Here is a 20,677-nt window from a genome sequence, read left to right as displayed (position 1 = left end):
CCGCACGCAGGTGAGGCGGGACTCGCGTCACGATACGCCGATGTCACCCGTCCGCCGAGGGTGAAACCGAAGTGTGGACAGGCCCCGAAGGTGGTCCTTCCTGCCGCGCTGCGGGATGATGGGCCGCCATAAGGGGGTGGTCTGACGTGAGCCGGTTCCCGGCTGGAGCATCGCGTGCCGGTGACGTGCGCGAGCGCTGGCGAGCCACAAGCCTCGCCGACGTCTGGCTGCGACCGGGTGACTGGTACCACCCGGCCGTCGATGCACTCGCCGAGGCCGTCGAGGCGGGCCGTGGCCCCGGCGCGGCGGCAGCGCGTCTCGGCGCCGCCCGCGGTGCGAACGGCGTCGGCATGGGAGAGGCCATCGACGACCTCATGTGCCTGTACCGCGCGATGGGCCGCCCGACGGACCCCGACGCCCTGCGCGCGCTGTCGGTCGGCTGGGCGGAGAGCCACGAGTCGGCACCCTCCCGCGCGGCGGTGCGCGACCCGGCGACGGGCCTGCCCACGGCCGACTACTTGTGCGAGCGCCTGCGCGAGACGTATGGCGAGGCGCAGCGGGCGGGGACGACGCCCGCGGAGACCGCGTGCCTGGTGGTGCTCGACGTCGCGCTCGACGATCTCGACAGGTGGCGGCGGACCGCCCGGTCGGCGACCGTCGGCCGCACGCTCGACCAGGTGTTCGGTGAGGGCCACCCGATGGCCGCGCTCACCGACGGTCTGTACGCCGTCCTGTGCCCGCGTGACCGGATCACTCCCCACCTGGCGCAGACGCTGCGGCGCGTGATCGAGAAGAACGCAGAGATCCTCGGGCTGGCGGCCGCGATGCGGCGACCGACGCGCGTGTGGATCGAGCGGCTCCCCACGTCGTACAGCGACGCCGTCGATCTTGTGGGACAGCTCGCCCGGTGAGAGCGGTCTCAGGCCTCGCGGGACCCGCGGCCTGGCCGCCACAGCACGAGCGCGCCGCCGCTCAGGGACCCGTGCGAGTCGATGTCGACGCTCCGCGCACGACGCCCGCGCTGCACGACGACGACCTCGCCCTCGGCGCCGGCCGCGAACACGCGACGCTCGGCCTGGAACTGCTGCGTCTGGTAGGCGATCAGCTCGGCGAGCTTCTCCTCCAGCACGCTGACGTGGCGTTCCAGGTCGAGGATGCGCTTGATCCCCGCGAGGTTGATGCCCTCGACCTGCGCCAGCCGCTGCACCTCGAGCAGGCGCGCGACGTCGCGGCGCGAGTAGCGCCGCCCGCGGCCGACGGTCCGGCGCGGCACGACCAGGCCGAGCCGGTCGTACTGCCGCAGCGTCTGCGGGTGCATGCCCGCCAGCGTCGCCGCCTGGGTGACCGTGAGGACGGGTGCGTCGTCGTTCATGGCTAGGCCTGGGCGGCCCGCGCCGCCAGGTCGGCGCGCACGTCGGCGAGGTCGCTCTCGGCGGCGAACGCCTCGAGCGCTTCCTTGGCCTTCTTGCTGAGTTTCTGCGGGACGGCGACCTGCACCGTCACGAGCAGGTCGCCCGTGCCCTTCGAGGTGGCGACTCCGCGGCCCTTGACGCGCAGCACGCGGCCCGACGGCGTGCCCGCCGGCACCTTGAGCCGCACGGGGTCGCCGCTGAGGGTGGGCACCTCGATCTGGGCGCCGAGCGCGGCCTCGGCGAACGTGACGGGCACGGTCGCGCGCAGGTCGCGGCCCGAGAGCGTGAACAGCGGGTGCGTGCCGACGTGCACGGTGATGACGAGGTCACCCGCGGCGCCCCCGGCGGTTCCGGGCCGGCCCTTGCCCCGGATGCGCAGCTTCTGGCCGTCGTTGACGCCCGCGGGGAGGCGCGTGGTGACCTTCTTGCCGTCGACGGTGAGCTCGACGGTCGCGCCCTCGACGGCCGTGCGGAACGGGAGGGTGGTCTCGGCCGCGAGGTCGGCGCCCTTCTCGGGCGTCTGGAAGCCTGCGCGCCGTCCGCCGCCGAAGCCGCGCCCGCCGCCACCGCCGCCGCCGAACATCGACCCGAGGATGTCCTCGAACCCGGCGCCGCCCGCGGTGTAGCGCGTGCGCGGGTCCGCCCCGGGCGCCCCGCCGCCGAACATGGCGCCGAAGATGTCCTCGAACCCGCCGCCGCCCGCTCCGGGGCCGCCGGCCTGGAATCGGGCACCGCCGCCCGCCATCGCACGGATGGCGTCGTACTGCTTGCGCTGCTCGGCGTCCGAGAGCACGGCGTAGGCCTCGCCGATCTCCTTGAACTTGGCTTCGGCCTTGGCGTCACCCTGGTTCTGGTCGGGGTGGTACTGCCGCGCGAGCTTGCGGTATGCCTTCTTGACCGCAGCATCGTCGGCGTCCTTGGGGACGCCGAGCGCGGCGTAGAAGTCCTTCTCGATCCAGTCCTGACCGGTCACCCGACGCCTCCTTCCTTGGTGGGTGCCCGGTGGCCGGACCCTGGGGTCCGGCCACCGGGCCGTGGGACTGCGAGCCCTTACTCGGGCCCGACGACGCCGACGCGCGCGGCGCGGACCACGCGCTCGCCGATCCGGTAGCCGGGCTCGACGACGAGCTCGATCGTCGTCGCCGTCGCGTCGTCGGTGGTGCGGTGCATGAGCGCCTCGTGGACCGTGGGGTCAAACTCCTCGCCCACGGTGCCGTAGCGCTCGATGCCGAACCGGGCGAGCGACGCGTCGAGCTTCTCGGCGATCGCGGCCATGGGCCCGGTGAGCTCGGCGTGCGCCTTGGCCCGTTCGATGTCGTCGAGCACGGGCAGCAGCGCCGTGAGCACGTCCTCCAAGCCGCGCGTCCGCGCGACCTCCTGGTCGCGCAGCGCACGGTTGCGGTAGTTGGTGAACGACGCCCGCTCGCGCTGGAGCGCGTCGAGGTGCTCGGCCGCCTCGGCCTTGGCCTTCTCGAGCTCGGCCGTCTCCGCGGAGGGCTCGAAGTCGAGCCCGGCGAGCGGGTCTCCGGCCGGGGCGCCCCCCTCACGGGGGGCACCGGTGGCCGGGTCGACCTTGCGCTTGTCCGAGAACGCGAAGGGCTTGTCGCCCTCCGGGACCTCGGGCGTGCCCTGCGGCTCGTCGGTCACTTGGTCTCGTCCTCGTCCACGATCTCGGCGTCGACGACGTCGTCGTCCGACGACGGCGCGGACCCGGCCGCGTCGCCCTCGGCGCCCGCCTCGGGCTGCTGGGCGTAGAGCGCCTCGCCGATCTTCTGCGACGACGCGCCGAGCTTCTCGTACGCGGCCTTGACGGCGTCGGCGTCCTCGCCCTCCAGGGCGGTCTTGACGGCGGCGATGTCGGCCTCGACCTCGGTCACGACGTCGGCGGGGAGCTTGTCGCGGTTGTCCGCGATCTGCTTCTCCATCGAGTAGGCGAACGACTCGGCCTGGTTGCGGGTCTCGGCCTCCTCGCGGCGCTGCTTGTCCTCGGCGGCGTGCGCCTCGGCGTCCTTGATCATGCGGTCGATGTCCTCCTTCGGGATGGCCGAGCCACCCGTGATGGTCATCGACTGCTCCTTGCCCGTGCCGCGGTCCTTGGCGGACACGTGCACGATGCCGTTCGCGTCGATGTCGAAGGTGACCTCGATCTGCGGCATGCCGCGCCGGGCGGGGGCGATGCCGGTCAGCTCGAACGTGCCGAGCGGCTTGTTGTCGCGCGTGAACTCGCGCTCGCCCTGGAACACCTGGATCGCGACGGAGGGCTGGTTGTCCTCGGCCGTCGAGAAGATCTCCGAGCGCTTGGTCGGGATGGCGGTGTTGCGCTCGATGAGCTTGGTCATCACGCCGCCCTTGGTCTCGATGCCGAGGGACAGCGGCGTGACGTCGATGAGCAGGACGTCCTTGCGGTCGCCCTTGATGACACCGGCCTGGAGCGCGGCGCCGACGGCCACGACCTCGTCGGGGTTGACGCCCTTGTTGGGCTCCTTGCCGCCGGTCAGCTCGCGCACGACGTCGGCGACGGCGGGCATGCGGGTCGAGCCGCCCACCAGGACGATGTGGTCGATGTCGGAGACCGAGATCCCGGCGTCGCGGATGACGTTGTGGAACGGCGCCTTGGTGCGGTCGAGCAGGTCCTGCGTCATCTGCTGGAACTGGGCCCGCGTGAGCTTCTCGTCCAGGTGGACGGGGCCGTTCTCCGACATCGACAGGTACTGCATCGAGATGTTCGTGGAGGTCGCGGACGACAGCTCCTTCTTGGCCTGCTCGGCGGCCTCGCGCAGACGCTGCAGCGCGATCTTGTCCTTCGACAGGTCGACACCGGTGCCGTTCTTCACCTGCGTGATGAGGTGCTCGACGATGCGCTGGTCCCAGTCGTCGCCGCCGAGGCGGTTGTCGCCCGACGTGGCCTTGACCTGGATGGTGGCGAACCCGTCGGACTCGTCCTTGCCGACCTCCAGGAGCGAGACGTCGAACGTGCCGCCGCCGAGGTCGAAGACGAGGATGAGCTCGTCCTCCTTGCCCTTGTCGAGGCCGTAGGCGAGGGCCGCCGCGGTGGGCTCGTTGACGATGCGCAGCACGTTGAGGCCGGCGATCTGCCCGGCGTCCTTGGTGGCCTGGCGCTCGGCGTCGTTGAAGTACGCCGGGACGGTGACGACGGCGTCGGTCACGGGCTCGCCCAGGTACTCCTCGGCGTCGCGCTTGAGCTTGCCGAGGATACGGGCGCTGATCTCCTGCGCCGTGTACTTCTTGTCGTCGATCTCGACGTTCCAGTCGGTGCCCATGTGGCGCTTGACCGAGGAGATCGTGCGGTCGACGTTCGTGACCGCCTGGCGCTTGGCGACCTCGCCGACCAGCACCTCGCCGGTCTTCGAGAACGCGACGACCGACGGCGTGGTGCGCGATCCTTCCGCGTTGGCGATGACGGTCGGCTCGCCGCCCTCCAGGACGGCGACGACGGAGTTGGTGGTGCCGAGGTCGATACCGACTGCTCGAGCCATGGTGGGGTTCCTCCGGTGATGCTGGGTTGAGTCTGCTTCGCTCAACTTAGTTCGCTGCCCCGGGCAATGCAAGCCCGAACCGTGAAAGTTGAGTCGGATTCACTCAACTTTCACGCACGGCGAACGAGCGATCAGGGTGAGGGTCACTAGCGGACAGGTCATGGAATCTTCCGCCGTCAGGCATGAATCGGCCTTGAGACGGTCACGGAAGATGATCGCCATGACGAGCACAGCGATCCAGGTCCGCAACCTCCGCAAGGCCTACCCGACCAAGGTCGCCGTGGCCGACGTGTCGTTCGACGTGCGGGCGGGCGAGATCTTCGGCGTGCTCGGCCCGAACGGCGCCGGGAAGACCACCACCGTCGAGTGCGTCGCCGGGCTGCGCCAGGCCGACGGCGGCCAGATCACCGTGCTCGGCGTCGACCCGCAGGCCCACCCCGAGGCCGTGCGCGCACGCGTCGGCATCCAGTTCCAGGAGATCCAGCTCCGCGACAAGATCACCGTGCGCGAGGCGCTGGCCATGTTCGCCGCGTTTCACGCCGACCCCGCCGACGTCGACAACCTCATCGCCATGCTCGGCCTCACCGACAAGGCGCACGCCCGGTTCAAGACGCTCTCCGGCGGGCAGAAGCAGCGCGTGTCGATCGCGCTCGCGCTCATCGGCAAGCCCGACGTCGCCATCCTCGACGAGATGACCACCGGGCTGGACCCGCAGGCCCGCCGCGACGTGTGGGACGCGATCCGCGCGGTGCGCGACGCGAGGACCACCGTGCTGCTGGTCACCCACTTCATGGAAGAGGCCGAGCGCCTGTGCGACCGCCTCGTGCTCCTCGACGCCGGCCGCGTCGTCGCCGAGGGCACGCCGGCGGACCTCATCGCCGCGACCCCGGAGGCCACCTCGCTCGAGGACGTGTTCGTCGCGCGCACCGCCGCCCAGACGCCGCGACACGTCTTCGCCTGAGCGCGGCACGCCCGCGACGAGCCGCCGACCTCCCCGCTCCCCGAAGGACCACCGACATGACCTCCATCGCCTCCTCCGCCGCCCCGCGCGCCGCGCGCCCCGGCCTGCTCGGGCACGGCTTCGCGACCCTGCTGACCACCGAGGCCAAGGTGTGGCTGCGCGACTCCTCGATCTTCTGGGTCGCGTTCCCGACGCTGATCCTGCTGCTGAACCTGCTCATGGCACCCGAGCTGCGCGAGGTCGCCCAGGGGTACGGGTGGGAGGACGTCCAGGGGCACCCGGGGTACGGGTCGGCCGTCGTCCTGGCGCTGCTCCCCGGCTTCATCGCGATGGGCATGGGGATGACGACGCTCGCGATCCTCCCGGCCACGTTCGGCGGGTTCCGCGAGAAGGGCGTGCTCAAGCTGTTCTCGGCCTCGCCCATGCGCCCGCAGGCCCTGTTCGCCGCGCACGCCGTGATCAACGTGGCCGCCTCCCTGCTGGGCACCGTCGTCATGGTCGCCGTCGCCGCCGCGATGACGCCCGTCGCGATGCCGCAGAACCTCGCCCTCACCTTCGCCGGGATCCTGCTGGGCCTGGCCGCGCTGCTGGCGATCGGCTCGCTCGTGGCCGCCGTCGTCCCCAAGACCAACGTCGGCACGATCGTCGGCAACACGCTGTTCTTCGTCTTCCTGTTCGTCTCGGGCGCCGTGGGCGGCCCCGCGTCGCCCGGCGAGCTGCTGCACGAGATCTCGCGCGCGACGCCGATGGGCGCGGCCGCGCAGATCATCCAGCACGGCTGGATCGGCGGCGAGACCTTCCCGTGGATCCAGATGGCGGTGCTGACCGCGTGGACGCTCGGGTGCGCCCCGCTCGCGGTCAAGCTCTTCCGCTGGCGCTGACATCCCCCGAGCTCCTCACCGCGGCCTGGCGGGATCCCGCCAGGCCGCGCAGGGGATCGCGAGCACGGGCTGGTCAGCGACCCGATGCCCGCCCCGGGTGACCAGGCCATCGACGGCCGCACGGACCACGGTTCCAGGCCTCCCCGAGGCGACCCCGGACCGTGGCCTCGGCGCCCGGGTGTGGCGCGGCGTCGTCGACTCCCGCGGTCCGGGTCACGTGCGTCGACGACGTGCGCGCGTCGCGGCGACCAGGAGCACGCCGGCCCCCACGAGGAGGGCGACCACGGCGACGGCGCTGCCGATCTGCGCGCCGGTGCGCGGCAGCCACGACAGGCCGGCCTGCGCACCGGTCGCGTCCGGAGCACCGGCGGCGTCCGGGGCGCCGGCGGCGTCCGGGGCACCGGTCGCGTCCGGAGCACCTGTGACGTCCGGGGCCCCGCGCGAGCCCGGCACGACCACGGGGTGCGTCGTGTCGTCCTGCAGCGGGGTGAGCGGACCGTCGCCGGGCGGGGTGGCCGAAGACACGGCCACGTTGACCAGGGTCGTGTCCGGGCAGTCGGCGTCCACGGTGACCGTGTAGGTCACGGTGACCGTCTCGCCCACCGCCAGGGCACCGGTCCACCTCAGGACGGTGCCCTGGACCGAGGGGGCGTCCGCGGTCCGTGTGGCACCCCCCGGACCGGTGATCGTCGCGACCGGGTCACCGTCCAGCGAAGCGTGGGTCAGCACACGGGCCAGGTCGTCGGTGATGGCCACCCGGTCGAGCGCGCTCGCCCCGGTGTTGGTCCCGGTCAGCGAGTAGGTGACCTTCTGGCCCGCGGCCAGGGTGACGCCGTCGCCCGGGTCGGAGGTCTTGGCGAACGCGTACCCGGGGATCGGGTGCTCGGTCTCCTGCTCCGGCGGCGTGATCGGCGTGCCGGTCGGGGGCGTCGCCACCGACGTCGCGACGTTGCGCAACGTCTCGCCCTCGGTGCCCGCCCTGACCTGCACGGTGTACGTGACCCGCACCGCCTGCCCCGGTTCGAGCCGCCCCTTCCACGACAGCCGGGTGCCCTCGAGCACCGGCGCGGACGGCGCGTCGGCCCCGTCGATCACGGCCGACAGGGAACCGTCGACCAGGTCGGCGTGAGCCAGCACCTCGGCCAGGTCGTCCGTGATCTCGACCGGGTCCAGCGCCGTCGCCCCGCTGTTCGTGCCCGTCAGGGCGTACGTGACCTGCCCTCCCGCAGGCACCGGGGTTCCGGCCACCGGGTCGGCGGCCTTGACGAAGGTGTACCCCGGCGCGGGGTGGAACGTCTCGGCATCCGGCGGCGTCAGCGGGGACAGCCCGTCCGGCGGTGTCGCCGACGACGACGCCTGGTTGCGCAGCACCACGCCCTGCGCATCGTCGTGCACCCGCACCGTGTACGTCACCTGCACCTCCTGGCCCGGCTCCAGCCGGCCCGACCACGTCAGCGTCGTGCCGCCCACGACGGGCGCGGTGGCGCCGGCCACCCCGTCGATGCTCGCCGTCGGCGACCCGTCGACCAGGTCGGCGTGCTCCAGCACCCCCGCGAGGTCGTCGGTGACGGTCACCGGGTCCAGCACCGTCTGCCCCTTGTTGGCTCCGGTGAGCGTGTACGTGATCTCCTGCCCCGGGTCCACCGCCGTCCCCGACGCGGGGTCCGCCGTCTTCGTGAAGGCGTAGGCGGGCGTCAGGTGCTCGGTCTCCGCCGGGGGCGGAGTGATCGGGTCGCCCACCGGGGGGACGGCCGTGGAGGTCGCGAGGTTGTGGATCCGCACTCCCCACGCGTCCGCGTCGACCTGGACCACGTACGTGATCCGCACCGACTGACCGGGCTCCAGGACACCGGACCAGGACAGGGTCGTGCCGTCGAGCGTCGGAGCGGGCAGCACGGTCAGGTCGTCCACGATCGCGACCGGGTCGAGCGTGGCGTGCGCGAGCACCCCGGACAGGTCGTCGGCGATCGTCACGTCCAGCGGGGTGCCGCCGGTGTTCGTGCCCGTGACCGTGTACGCGATCGTGTCTCCCGGAACGACGGCCGTGCCCGAGGCCGGGTCCGCGACCTTCGAGAACACGTACCCCGGTGCCCTGGGCGTCGCATGCTCCGTCTCGGCATCCGGCGCCGTGATCGGGTCACCGACCGGCGGGGTCGCCGAGGACGACGCGTGGTTGTGGAACGTGATGTCCCATGCGTCGGCATGCACCCGGACCGTGTACGTGATCGCCACGGACTTCCCGGCCCCCAGTCCCCCGGCCCACGACAGCGTCTTGCTGTCGGCGTCGAACACCGGAGCCGCTACCGGGTCCCCGTCCACCGTCGCGGCCAGCGAGTCCACGTCCAGGTCCGCATGCTCCAGCACCCCGGACAGGTCGTCACCGATCACCACGTCCAGCGGGACACCGCCCGTGTTCGCCCCCGAGACCGTGTAGACCACCTGGTCGCCCGGCAGCACCTGCGTGCCCGAGACCGGGTCCGCGACCTTCGAGAACTCGTACCCCGGGGTCGGGTACAGCGCGATGTCGGCGGTCAGGTTCGTGAAGTCGTCCGTGGTCGACGGCGTCAGCCTGACGCTGCCGACGTTGTCGCCCAAGGGCTCGTCGCCCGTGATCGAACCGTCCGCATGCCCCTTCGCGCTCAGCGTCACCGTCGAGGTGCGCGCCCCGCCGTCGTCGACGGCCGACGCGTCGTGCCCGACGTCCTCGTTCGTGTCGTCGTCCGCGTCGGCCTGCGCACCCGGGTAGGCCTGCTGCCCGGCCAGGGGCGCACCGGCGGCGAACTGCGAGGCCGGGACCACGGCGTAGTAGTCGCCCGCGGGCAGGTCGTTGACCACCCACCGGCCGTGCTCGTCGGTCTGCGCGGTGCCCGCCAGCACGCTCGCGCCCTCGGCGACGCCGGGCCCCGGCACACGGTAGACCTCCACCTGCACGCCCTTCGGCGCCGGGGTGTCCACCCCCGGCGTGTACCGGCCGTCGAAGTCCGTCTCCGTCCAGACGAGGTCGCCCAGCGAGAAACCGACCACCCGCACGGTGGTCTGGTTCGACGCGAGCACCTGGTACCGGCCGTTGTCCGCGAGCGTGTTCGAGAACGCCGTGAAGCGGTTCGCGTACAGGTCGCCCGCGGCGTTGCCCTCCTGCCTGGTCGTGTAGATGATCGTCAGGCCGGACTTCGACCCCGCTCCGGTCACGGCCAGCGGTTCGGAGGCGACGAACTTGAACGCCGTCGCGTCCACCCAGCCGTTCGGGTCGTCCGACCAGTCCTGCGCGTGCGCCGTGTCGTTGAGGTCCTGCGGCACGTCGGCTGCGGCGACCTTCGTGTAGTAGAACGTCCCTTCGATCAGCGTCGTGCCGTCGAGCTCGAACGCCTGAGGGGCCCCGTCCAGCGTGTTGCGACCGGTGTGGTCCGACGCGGGCGCGCGGAAGACCTTCGCCGCGTTCGACCCGTCCCCGGTGTGGGGCAGCACGTCGATCACGGTCGGAGGCTGGATCGTGAGTGTCTGGGAGAAGTTCTTCAGCTGCAGCGTGTACACCTGCTCGCCGTCCTGAAGGTCCAGCGCGTGGTCCACCGACTTCTTGAGCTGCACCTCGCCCATCTGCTCCAGGGTGACCGTGTGGTCGTCCTTGTGACCGGCGACGGGCACCAACCCGTCGGCGGTGATCTGCGCCGAGCTCACCACCGTGGTGCGCGACGGCGCGAGCGGGTCCGTCGCCGTCACGATCCGCCGGGGCGCGATCGCCACGTTCGGCGTCAGCGTCCCGAGGTCCCAGACCAGCGTCGTGGTGCCGTCGGGGTTGACGGTGTACGACGACGGGGGCGTCCCGCCCACCAGTGCCTCCGTCGCTGCCTCGTCGTAGGTCACGTACCTCGGCAAGGTCTCGGTGATCACCACGTTGTCCACGGGCGCCGGAGCGCCCTGGTCCGATCGCAGCGACGCGAGCACCTCCCACACGACCGGCCTGCCTGCGATCGCCGCGCCGGTCACCCCGACGTCGGCCGCGCCCGACGACATCGTGCTGCCGACGTTGGTGGCGACCGTGCGGGTCTGCAGCGACATGACCGCCCGTGTCACCGTCCACCTGTCGCCCTGGGTGTCGGTGGACTCCGCCTCACGTCGGACGCCCGCCGTCGTCCCCGCGCCGGGGACGTAGGTGGCGCTGTTCCAGTTCAGGTACGGCTGGAGCGTGCGGTACCGACCGAAGTTCGCGAACACCGTGCCCACGGGGATCGTCGTCCCGTCATGGGGGCCGCCGTAGAAGGTGTCGCGCTGCTCGAACGCGAGCCACCACCCGAACCCGGCGCTGGTGGTGAGGCTGTAGGTGTCCGGGTCCTTCGCACGCATGCGCGCGACGTTGACCTCGTCGACTCCTGTCACGCCGGTCGCGGTGTTGGTCACCTTGCCGGGGTCGGTCTGCCACGCGGTGTCAGGCACGTCGGAGCAGGTGGTGGCTCGCTGCCTGGTCCAGTCGCCCTCGTACCGGTTGGTCTGCTCGTGGAACACGCCCGTGCTCGGGTCGTCCCCAGACAGGTCGACGTGCGCGTACTCGACGACGAACAGCTCGGTGAGCGCCTTGTTGTTGTCGACGTTGCTGCCGCTGATCACGTACGAGTACAGGTCGTGCGGCAGCTTGGCCATGTCGGGATGCCCGCTGGTCTGGTACAGCGGCGCCAGCTTGGCGACCGTGTTGTCGAACACGTCGCACTGTTCGATGCCTGAGTACGGGGTGAGCCCCGGGTTGCTGATGGACATCCTGCTGCCGTGAACCTGGCCGGGCTGGACCTGCGCCGCGCCGTCGTGAGCCCAGGTGGACTCAGGAAGCTTGGAGAGCTCGCCCTTCCACGCGGACAAGGAGTCCTGGAGGGTCTTGCTCCACGACAGGCCCGACGGCGGGTTGATGGTGGACGTGGTCGGGCCCACCACGTTGTTGCTGCGGTCCCCGCCCTCCATCGGCCGACAGCGCGTCGAGCCGTCCGCCGAGAGACCCGAGTCGCAGTAGCCCGGTTCGACCCCCGCACCAAAGTTCGACGTGCCCGAGCGCCCCTTCGGGTCGAACGCGCCCACCCGGTTGTAGAACGCGAGCTGCCCACGGTTGTCGTCGACGGCTCCCTGCGCCTTGTCCAGCTCCGTGTACGGCACCTGGACCGTCACCACGTACGAGGCAACGTAGAACGGCCCCGCGGACAGGTCGGCCCCTCCGACGGTCTGCGTCGGGTAGCGCGAGCCCGACGCGTCGATCCCGTCCAGCGTCATGATGTAGCCGCTCGTCGGGTCGCCCGGGGACTTGCGCGCGAAGGTGCACTTGCCCGAGTTGACGACCGCGCGCTCGTCGGACCAGTTGGCGTGCGTGTACCCGTACACGGCACCGCTGGACTGCCCGCCCGCGGAGCTGCACCCCGAGATCTGGTACTTCAGATCCTTCACCATCGAGCCGGCGGTGCCGAACTGCCCCGCCGAACCGGTGTACGTGGCCCAGAACTCCTCCTCGAACGTGACCGGCTGCTGGAATGCCTCGGTCCCCCTCTGGCGGTCGGTCGAGACGGTGATCGTCGCCTGCAGGAACACGACCGGCGTGTTCGGGACGCCGTCGAACGTCGCGAGCCCCTGACCGGAGGCGACGAAACCCCACTTCCTCAGGTCGTACCGCGGAACCGCGGTGATCTCGAACGGCCCCGCCGTCACGTCCTGCGACGGGCGGGCCACCGCCACCCCGTGGGCGTCGGTGGCGTAGACCCTCGCCGAGGTCGAGAACGTCGCCGTCGACACCGAGTTGGCCGACACCCAGATGTCGGTCGGCAGCAGCACGGCCGTCCGGTCGCGGCCGATCGCGCCAAGGTTGCAGGTCAGCACCAGGCTGGTCGTCCCGGACGGCGGGTCGGTCCGCGGCTGCACCGTGGTGCCCGACGGGAGAGCCGTGATCGACCCCGACGCGCAGGCTGCCGGGATGTGCGAGAGGTTCGCGACCGCACCCGGGTCCAGGGTGATGGTCTGCTCGAACGTCACGTCGGAGACGGTGTCCCCCAGGGCCACCTCCGGCGCCGCCGTCAACGACCAGTTGAAGGCCACGACGTCGGCAGTCCGCACCCTGTTGTTCCCGGGCGCCGAGTCCTCCCCGTCGCCGTCGGCGGCGTCGAAGGGCGCCGTCCCCGTCAGGACGGCTTTCTGGTTCCACCCGGCCGGGTCGTTGGCCAGCGCCAGGTCGAACCGCCACGTCGGGTATGCCAGCCCGACGAGCTCCACCGGCTCGCCCCCACCCTCGAACGGTTCCGAGACCGCCTGCTGCGGATGGCCCGGCACACGCGCGAGGGCATCGGTGCTCGCCGCCATCTCGTAGACGTTCCCGGCGACGCCGGCCACGTCGACCACCACCGTGAACGGCCCTGGTGAGGCCGAGTAGTCGCCGTCCGCCGGGAACGACCACGAACCGTCCGCCGCGGTCTGCGCGGTCCAGCCGGCGTGACCGGGCGTCGACCCCGTCAACGTGACCGTCGCACCGGCCAGCGGCTTGTCGACCTCGCCTGCGCGCCCGATCGCCGAGACCACGCCGTCGCCGTTGGCGTCGACCAGCACCACGCCCGAGGCCAGAGCCGCCGCGGCCGGGGCGGCGAAGGCGGTCGGGACGACGATCGACGCCGCGAGAACCGCCAGCGCGCCGACGCTCGCCGCGAGCCCCCTGCGCCAGGCGCCCCGGCCTCGCCGGACTGCGCTGCGGGCATGCCGCGCCTGCGCCACGGGCGTCCCGCTGATCCGAGTCTTGTGCATCGTCCCGCTCCCTGATGTACGTCCCGCGACCCGCGCATCACTCGCGGCCAACGGCGGTCTCACCGGGCAGGACCCGCGCTCGGCGTCGCCATGACGTCGGGCTGCCCCGGTGGCGCGTCACGCTAGGCAGTGGCGCGCAACGACAGGTGCGATGGCACCCGGTGATCGGCCCGCCCGGTGCCCGCGCCGGCCACGGCAGCGGGGTCAGCGCGCCCCGGTCTCCGGCAGCACGAAGTGCCCGCATCCTGGACAGGCCGCGCGCGCCCACTCGTGACCAGCGCAGATGCGGGCCGTCGAGGCCCGTCTCCCTCGCCGGTCAGGCGCACGCCTCCCGTGCGGCACCCTCACGAGCGAGGTTGCGCCCGTCGGTCGATGCTCATGTCCGCGATGCGCGCGTGGCGCCGAAACGATGGTGGGAGCCGCCGCGCGCCTCGGGGCGGCGGCCCCGCCTCACCCCCGCAGCGTCTCGACCGGACTCTCTCCGTACCGCATCCGGTACTCCGCCGAGAACCTGCCCAGATGCCCGAACCCGCAGGCGAGCGCCACCGACGTGACCGTGCATCGGGTCGGGTCGCCGTCCAGCAGGCGCCGTCGCGCCTGACGGAACCGTGCGTCGCGCAGGATCGCGGTCGGCGTGCGGCCGCTGGCGGCGCGCACATGGTCCTGCAGGGTGCGCAACGGCACCTGAAGCTCCTCGGCGATCGCCACCATGGTCGGCTGCGCCCCGGCGTCGGCCTCCGCGCGCTCCAGGAAGCGGCGGTAGAGCCGGTCGCCACGCGTCGCCTCGTGAACCGCGGCCGAGCTCCACGCGGACAGGAAGCGGCTCGCGGAGCTCTCGACGGCCGCGAGCAGCCTCGCCAGCATGACCTCGACCGCGAGCGCCCGCGCGTACGCACCGTCGGCGCCCGTGTGCTCGATCGCGTCGTGCATCTCGAAGACGGCGCGCAGGAACGCCCGGCCCTGCGTCGTGTCGAGCGCCATGCGCGGCGCGAGCCGCAGCCCGTCGCCGCCGATCGTGCCGAACACTGCGCCCGCGACGGACAGGAGCCTGTCGCGGCGCACGTAGACGATCAGGTGCGGCGTCGCGCGGTCCCAGGTCAGCGTGAACTCCCGCTCGACGGGCGGGACCGTCGCCACCGAGGGCGAGGACTCGACGTGGGCGTGCCCCACGTCCATCGCGGCCCGGCCCGCGAGCGGGATCTGCACGAGGTGGAAGTCCTCCAGCCCCACGGGCGCGATCCGCACCGGCGCCCCGTAGTCGAGCAGGTCGATGCCCACGCCCCGTTCGTGCGCGGACCGCAGGCTCATCCGGACCAGCCCGCGCTCCGCCGGTGCGAGCCGGTGCTCGCAGAACAGCTCGCTGATCGTCGCGTGCGCCCGGCCGACGTCGTCGGCGCGCACCGTGTTCCGTGAGGCGAGCACCTGGGCCGGCTGCGGCATGACGACAGGCGGCGTGAGCGCCATCGCGGTTCCTCCCTCGGATCGTCGTCGATCCTGGCCGCGGCGCACCCGGCGTCCCGGCCGCGGCGATGTCGCGCGTGACGGACATCACCTGCGCCTGGAGGATACCCGCCGCCGTCGGCAGGGCGATTGACTCCAGGCAACCGCAGCGGGCCGCGCCACGCACCCGCCGCCGACGCCGAGGATCGGAGCCGCCCGTGGCCACGCCGCACACCGCACCGGGGTCGCCCGGGGCCTCTCTCGCCGGACGGGTCGCGCTCGTCACCGGAGGTGCCACCAAGATCGGCCAGGGCGTCGTCGAGGCACTGGCCGCGCAGGGCGCGGCGGTCGTGGTCGCCGACATCGACGACGACGCCCTCGCGACCCTCCCGCCCGGCGTCGACGCGCAGCACGCCGACGTCACCGACGACGACGCCCTGGCCGCGCTCGTCGCCGGGTGCCTGGCCCGGCACGGCCGCCTGGACGTCGTCGTGAACCTCGCCGCCACCTACCTGGACGACGGCGCCACGACCTCCCGGAGCGACTGGCTGCGCGGCCTGGACGTCAACCTGGTCAGCGCCGCCCGGCTGGTCGAGCTGGCCCGTGGACCGCTCGCGGCCCACGGCACGGGCGCCGTCGTCAACGTCACCTCGATCTCGTCGAGCGTCGCCCAGACCGGGCGCTGGGTGTACCCGGTCAGCAAGGCCGCGCTCGTGCAGCTCACCCGGCTCCAGGCCCTCGACCTCGCCGGCGACGGCATCCGGGTCAACTCCGTCAGCCCCGGCTGGACGTGGTCCCACGTCATCGAGGAGGCATCGGCCGGCGACCTCGCGCACGCCGACGACGTCGCCTCGGCCTTCCACATGCTCGGCCGGCTCGGGCGGCCCCGCGAGGTGGGCGAGGTCGTCGCGTTCCTCGCGTCCGACCGCGCGAGCGTCGTGACGGGCGCCGACTGGGCCGCCGACGGCGGCTACTCCGCGCTCGGCCCCGAGCAGCGCACCCCCGCCATCCCCCTCCTCGCCCCGGACCGCACCACGGCACCGTGACCACCGCACCGTGACCACCCTGCCGTCACCACCCTGCCGTCACCACCCTGCCGTGACCACCCTCGCCCGGAAGGAAGTCTCATGAGACGCACCATCACCATCGTCGGGGCCGGCCAGTCCGGCCTTCAGCTCGGGCTCGGTCTGCTTCAGCACGGGTACACCGTGCGGCTCGTCTCCGATCGCACGCCGGATCAGATCCGCGAAGGCCGCGTGTCCTCCTCGCAGTGCATGTTCCCGACCGCGTTGAGGTTCGAGCGCTCCGTGGGCATCGACCTGTGGGACGACGCGCCGCCGGTCCAGGGCGTCGGCTTCACGGCCGCCGACCCCACGGCTCCGGGGAAGGCGCTGTTCTCCTGGGCCGGGCGGCTCGACGAGCCCGCCCAGGCGATCGACCAGCGCATCAAGTTCCCCGCCCTGATCGACCTGTTCGCGGCCCGTGGCGGGCAGGTCGTGTACGAGCAGGCGGGCATCGACGACCTCGAGCGGTACGCGAAGGAGTCCGACCTCGTCGTCGTCGCGGCCGGAAAGGGTGACATCGCGCGGCTGTTCGAGCGCGACGCGCAACGCTCCACGTTCGACGCGCCGCAGCGCGCGCTCGCGCTGACCTACGTCCACGGCCTGAAGCCCACCCCCGAGTTCTCCCGCGTGAGCTTCAACCTCGTGCCGGGCGTGGGCGAGTTCTTCGTCTTCCCCGCCCTGACGCTGAGCGGCCCGTGCGACATCTTCGTGTTCGAGGGCGTGCCCGGCGGCCCCCTGGACCGGTTCGTGGGGCTCACGGCCGAGCAGCACCTGGAGGCGTCGCTCGACTTCCTGCGCGAGTACCTGCCGTGGGAGGCCGAGCGCGCGGCCGACGTGCGGCTCACCGACGACCTGGGGGTGCTGCAGGGCCGGTTCGCCCCGACCGTCCGCCACCCCGTGGCGACGCTGCCGTCGGGCCGGACCGTCCTGGGCATCGCCGACGTCGTCGTGCTCAACGACCCGATCACCGGGCAGGGGTCGAACAACGCGTCCAAGTGCGCGCAGACCTACCTCGACGCCATCCTCGACCACGGCGGGCTGCCCTACGACCGCGCGTTCCAGCAGAACGCGTTCGAGCGGTACTGGGCGCGCAGCAAGCCCGTCGTCGACTGGACGAACACCTTGCTGCTGCCGCCGCCCGAGCATGCGCTGCGGATCCTCGGCGCGGCCGCGGAGCATCCGCAGGTCGCGCACCGGTTCGCGAACGGCTTCGACGACCCGGTGGACTTCGGCCACTACTTCCTCGACGCGCACGGGGCCGAGCAGTACCTCGCCGAGATCGCGCTCCGGACGCCCGCATGAGTGCCGCGGCAGGTGCCACGGCCGGTGCCACGGCAGGCGCCACGGCCGGTGCCACGGCCGAGCGACGCGTGGCCGTGGTCGGCGCCGGGGAGGCCGGGATGCAGCTCGCCCTCGGCCTTCAGGCCGCGGGGCACGCGGTGACCCTGGTGTCGGACAGGTCGGCCGAGGAGATCCTCGACGGCCCGATCCTGTCCAGCCAGTGCCTCTTCGGCCCCGCGCTGTCGGTGCAGCGGCCGCTGGACCCCGACGTCGTCCGCGACGCCGAGGCGGTCCGCATCACCGCCATCGGGATCACCGTGCACGGTCACGCGCCCGCATGGTCGGCGGCCCTGGAACGGCCTGCGCTCTCCGTCGACCAGCGGATCAAGGTCCACGGCTGGCTCCGCCAGTTCGAGGACGCCGGGGGCGAGGTCCGCCTCCAGCACGCGGGCGTGCGTGAGCTGGAGGCGCTCGCCGCCGATCACGACCTCGTCGTCGTCGGCACCGGGAAGGGCGAGCTCTCCCAGGTCTTCGCCACCGACCGCGCACGCAGCCCGTACGACCGGCCGCGGCGCGTGTGCGCCGTCACCTACGTCGACCCCGACCCGATCGAGCGGCCCGACGACGACACCCTCCGCCTGCACCTGCTGCCCGGCGTCGGCGAGTTCTTCACCTTCCCCGGGCTGACGGTCGGCGGGCCGTGCCGGATGCTCGTGTTCGAGGGCGTGCCCGGCGGTCCGATGGACCGCTGGGACGACGTGACGACGCCCGCCGAGCACCTGGAACGCAGCCTCGACCTGCTCGCCGACGTGCTGCCGCAGGAGGCGAAGCGGTTCGCCGACGCGCAGCTCACCGATCCTGGAGCCGTCCTGCGCGGCAGGATCACGCCCATCGTGCGGAACCCCGTCGGGATCCTGCCCAGCGGTGCCCGCGTGCTGGGCCTCGGCGACGCCGTCGTGCTCAACGACCCGCTGACCGGCCAGGGGTCGAACAACGCGACGATCGCCGCTCAGCACTACCTCGACGCGATCGAGCGCCGCGGGGCCGGCGCCTTCGACGAGGAGTGGATGCGCCACACCTTCGAGGAGTACTGGCGTGCCTGGGCCCAGTGGCCCACGTCGTGGACCAACGGCCTGCTGGGCGGGCTCGGCGCCGTGCAGCAACGGCTGCTGCGGGAGGCGGCCGACCACCCCACGCTCGCCCAGGCCGTGGTCGGCGGGTTCGAGGACCCGCGCACGCTCTTCCCCTGGTGGACCGACGCGTCCGCCGCAGAGGAGTACGTGCGGGTCAAGGCCGCCGAGGAGGACGCGCCGTTCGACCTGCGCGACCTGCGCTCCGCCCTGGGCCAGTTCGCCACCGGCGTCACCGTGATCACCACCCTGACGCCCGACGGCAAGCGTGTGGGCGTGACGGCGAACTCCTTCGCCTCGGTGTCGCTCGACCCGCCGCTCGTCCTGTGGTGCCCCTCGAAGCACCTGCGCAGCCTGCCGCACTTCGCCCAGGCCACGCACTTCGCCGTCAACGTGCTGGCCAGCGACCAGCACCCGCTGTCACGGCAGTTCGGCTCCGCGGCGACCGACAAGTTCCAGGGCGTCGCGGTGACCGAGGGCGTCGCCGGCGTCCCGGTGCTGGACGGCACGGTCGCGACCTTCGAGTGCCGCACCGTGGCGCGGCACGACGCCGGTGACCACGTGGTGTACATCGGCGAGATCGAGCAGTACGCCGCGCGACCCGGAGCGCCGCTGGTGTTCCACGCGGGGGCGTACCACGACACGGCCGCACACCGTTCGGTGGCGTCATGAGCATCGTCGTCGTCGGCTCCGGCATCAACGGACTCGTCGCGGCCGCCGAGCTGGCACGCGCGGGCCGCACGGTCACCCTTCTGGAGCGTGCCCCCCGGCTCGGCGGGTTCATCGCCTCGCAGGAGCGGACCCTGCCCGGCTTCGTGCACGACGTCTACTCGTCGTGGCACCCCCTGTTCGTCTCCGGCGGTGCCTACGCGCTGCTCGGTGCGGACCTGGAGGCTCGTGGCGCGCGGTATCGCAACACGGACGGCGCCCTCACCGCGAGCACCGCCGACGTCGGCGGCGAACGACGCACCGTGGTGGGGTACCGGGACCCCGGGCGCACGGCCGCGGGGTTCTCCCGCGCCCGCGACCGCGAGACCTACCTGGCGATGCTCGACGCGTTCGGCGCGCGCGCCGGCACCGTGTTCGGCGCTCTCGGCGGCGAGCTCGGCTCGGGGCGAACGCTGGGCGCGCTCGGCTGGCGTGCCCTGCGCGCGCTCGGACGCCGCGGCGTGGCGTCGTTGGCCCGCGACGCGATGTCGAGCGGCAGGGCGTTCCTGCGCCGCGAGTTCGACGGCTGGGAGGCCGACGCGCTGTGGGCGCCGTGGCTGCTGCACGCCGGCCTGGGACCGCAGCACGCCACGGGCGGCGTCATGGTCCCCGTGTTCGCGGCCACCCTGCACCAGTTCGGCCTGCCCGTGGTCGACGGCGGAGCCGGCCGGTTCGTGGCCGCGTTCGAGTCCCTGCTGCGCGACGCCGGCGTGGACATCCGCACAGGGGTGGAGGCCGAGGGGATCGAGCTGCGCCACGGCCGGGCGTGCGCGGTACGCACGTCGGCCGGCGTCGTCGACGCCGGCACCGTGATCGCGAGCGTGTCGCCCCAGGCCCTGTACGGCACGTTGCTCGCGGAGTCCGGCGCCGTCGCGCGGCAGCGGGCCGACGCCGCACGCCACCGCCCCGGCCGTGGCGCGGCGCAGATCCACCTGGCCCTCGACCGGCCCGTCCCCTGGGAGGACCCGGCGCTGCGAGAGGTGCCGCTGATCCACCTGAGCGACGGGTCGGGCAGCACCGGGGTCGCCGTCGCCCAGGCCGACGCGGGGCTGCTCCCGCAGGTGCCGACGATCGTGGTCGGCCAGCAGACCCTGCTCGACCCGCAGCGCGCACCCGAGGGCAAGGCGACGCTGTGGTTGCAGCTCCAGGAGGTGCCGTTCGCTCCCGTGGGCGACGCCGCCGGGCTCATCGACACGCGCGGCGGCTGGGCCGAGGCGACCCTGCGGGACCGGTTCCTGGACCGCGTGCTCGACCGGCTCGAGGCGTTCGCCCCGGGGGTGCGCGCGACGGTGCTCGCCGCCGACCTCATCACTCCGGCCGACCTGCACGCGGCCAACCCCAACGCCGTCGGCGGCGACCCGTACGGCGGTGACGCTGAGCTGGACCAGAACCTCCTGTGGCGCCCGTTCCCCGGCGCGGCCCGGCACCGCACGGTGGTGCCCGGCGTCTGGCACATCGGCGCGGCGACCCATCCGGGCGCGGGGCTCGCGGGCGGGTCCGGTCACCTCGTGGCGCAACAGCTCCTGGGGCGCCGCTCGCGGTGA

13 protein-coding genes are annotated in these 20,677 nt (G+C 72.8%); 7 read left to right on the top strand and 6 right to left on the bottom strand.

Annotated elements, in window-relative coordinates:
- The first annotated feature begins 146 nt into the window (after positions 1-146).
- On the top strand, positions 147-911 hold the full coding sequence (locus tag ET495_RS14085) for a hypothetical protein (RefSeq protein WP_129205316.1): 765 nt from the start codon (positions 147-149) through the stop codon (positions 909-911).
- Between the two features lie 8 nt (positions 912-919).
- Here ET495_RS14085 and ET495_RS14080 read toward each other — a convergent pair whose 3' ends face one another.
- From ET495_RS14080 to dnaK, 4 genes are all read right to left on the bottom strand, one after another.
- Entirely contained in the window at positions 920-1,372 is a 453-nt protein-coding gene (locus ET495_RS14080; RefSeq protein WP_129205315.1) for a heat shock protein transcriptional repressor HspR, read from the bottom strand.
- A gap of 2 nt (positions 1,373-1,374) precedes the next feature.
- A complete protein-coding gene (locus ET495_RS14075) occupies positions 1,375-2,385 on the bottom strand; it encodes a DnaJ C-terminal domain-containing protein (protein ID WP_129205314.1) in 1,011 nt (336 codons plus the stop codon).
- 77 nt (positions 2,386-2,462) lie between these two features.
- A complete protein-coding gene (gene grpE / locus ET495_RS14070) occupies positions 2,463-3,059 on the bottom strand; it encodes a nucleotide exchange factor GrpE (protein ID WP_129205313.1) in 597 nt (198 codons plus the stop codon).
- Entirely contained in the window at positions 3,056-4,909 is a 1,854-nt protein-coding gene (gene dnaK / locus ET495_RS14065) for a molecular chaperone DnaK (protein WP_129205312.1), read from the bottom strand. Before dnaK ends, grpE begins: the two co-directional genes overlap by 4 nt.
- A gap of 220 nt (positions 4,910-5,129) precedes the next feature.
- Here dnaK and ET495_RS14060 point away from each other — a divergent pair, with 220 nt between their 5' ends.
- Both ET495_RS14060 and ET495_RS14055 read left to right on the top strand, forming a co-directional pair.
- Positions 5,130-5,870, top strand: a complete 741-nt coding sequence (locus ET495_RS14060; protein WP_129205311.1) for an ABC transporter ATP-binding protein — start codon at positions 5,130-5,132, stop codon at positions 5,868-5,870.
- Between the two features lie 56 nt (positions 5,871-5,926).
- Positions 5,927-6,751, top strand: coding sequence for an ABC transporter permease (locus ET495_RS14055; RefSeq protein ID WP_129205310.1), 825 nt, complete (start codon positions 5,927-5,929; stop codon positions 6,749-6,751).
- Between the two features lie 213 nt (positions 6,752-6,964).
- Here ET495_RS14055 and ET495_RS14050 read toward each other — a convergent pair whose 3' ends face one another.
- Together ET495_RS14050 and ET495_RS14045 are read right to left on the bottom strand one after the other, a co-directional pair.
- The gene (locus tag ET495_RS14050) at positions 6,965-13,510 is read right to left on the bottom strand and encodes an isopeptide-forming domain-containing fimbrial protein (RefSeq protein ID WP_129205309.1); all 6,546 of its coding nucleotides are present in this window, start codon (positions 13,508-13,510) and stop codon (positions 6,965-6,967) included.
- A gap of 450 nt (positions 13,511-13,960) precedes the next feature.
- On the bottom strand, positions 13,961-14,974 hold the full coding sequence (locus ET495_RS14045) for an AraC family transcriptional regulator (protein WP_245993090.1): 1,014 nt from the start codon (positions 14,972-14,974) through the stop codon (positions 13,961-13,963).
- A 194-nt stretch (positions 14,975-15,168) separates the two neighbouring features.
- On the opposite strand from ET495_RS14045, the gene ET495_RS14040 reads away from it, so the two are divergent.
- The 4 genes from ET495_RS14040 to ET495_RS14025 all read left to right on the top strand — a co-directional run bounded on the left by ET495_RS14040 (position 15,169) and on the right by ET495_RS14025 (position 20,677).
- Entirely contained in the window at positions 15,169-15,996 is an 828-nt protein-coding gene (locus ET495_RS14040; RefSeq protein ID WP_245993089.1) for an SDR family oxidoreductase, read from the top strand.
- Between the two features lie 81 nt (positions 15,997-16,077).
- The gene (locus ET495_RS14035) at positions 16,078-17,316 is read left to right on the top strand and encodes a styrene monooxygenase/indole monooxygenase family protein (protein ID WP_129205307.1); all 1,239 of its coding nucleotides are present in this window, start codon (positions 16,078-16,080) and stop codon (positions 17,314-17,316) included.
- The gene (locus ET495_RS14030) at positions 17,313-19,097 is read left to right on the top strand and encodes a flavin reductase (RefSeq protein ID WP_129205306.1); all 1,785 of its coding nucleotides are present in this window, start codon (positions 17,313-17,315) and stop codon (positions 19,095-19,097) included. The genes ET495_RS14035 and ET495_RS14030 overlap by 4 nt, the downstream gene beginning before the upstream one ends.
- Positions 19,094-20,677: a phytoene desaturase family protein gene (locus ET495_RS14025; protein WP_129205305.1), complete on the top strand. Its 1,584-nt coding sequence runs from the start codon at positions 19,094-19,096 to the stop codon at positions 20,675-20,677. Before ET495_RS14030 ends, ET495_RS14025 begins: the two co-directional genes overlap by 4 nt.

It is taken from the genome of Xylanimonas allomyrinae, assembly GCF_004135345.1.
GTDB classification, from domain to species: Bacteria; Actinomycetota; Actinomycetes; order Actinomycetales; family Cellulomonadaceae; genus Xylanimonas; species Xylanimonas allomyrinae.
This window is presented reverse-complemented; position numbering and strand designations above follow the sequence as displayed.

What these genes read in the sequence shown, in the direction of transcription:
- ET495_RS14035 (WP_129205307.1), top strand. Translation starts at nt 16,078, where the DNA reads ATGAGACGCACCATCACCATCGTCGGGGCCGGCCAGTCCGGCCTTCAG.
- ET495_RS14060 (WP_129205311.1), top strand. Translation starts at nt 5,130, where the DNA reads ATGACGAGCACAGCGATCCAGGTCCGCAACCTCCGCAAGGCCTACCCG.
- ET495_RS14055 (WP_129205310.1), top strand. Translation starts at nt 5,927, where the DNA reads ATGACCTCCATCGCCTCCTCCGCCGCCCCGCGCGCCGCGCGCCCCGGC.
- ET495_RS14080 (WP_129205315.1), bottom strand. Translation starts at nt 1,372, where the DNA reads ATGAACGACGACGCACCCGTCCTCACGGTCACCCAGGCGGCGACGCTG.
- dnaK (WP_129205312.1), bottom strand. Translation starts at nt 4,909, where the DNA reads ATGGCTCGAGCAGTCGGTATCGACCTCGGCACCACCAACTCCGTCGTC.
- ET495_RS14050 (WP_129205309.1), bottom strand. Translation starts at nt 13,510, where the DNA reads ATGCACAAGACTCGGATCAGCGGGACGCCCGTGGCGCAGGCGCGGCAT.
- ET495_RS14025 (WP_129205305.1), top strand. Translation starts at nt 19,094, where the DNA reads ATGAGCATCGTCGTCGTCGGCTCCGGCATCAACGGACTCGTCGCGGCC.
- ET495_RS14030 (WP_129205306.1), top strand. Translation starts at nt 17,313, where the DNA reads ATGAGTGCCGCGGCAGGTGCCACGGCCGGTGCCACGGCAGGCGCCACG.
- ET495_RS14045 (WP_245993090.1), bottom strand. Translation starts at nt 14,974, where the DNA reads ATGGCGCTCACGCCGCCTGTCGTCATGCCGCAGCCGGCCCAGGTGCTC.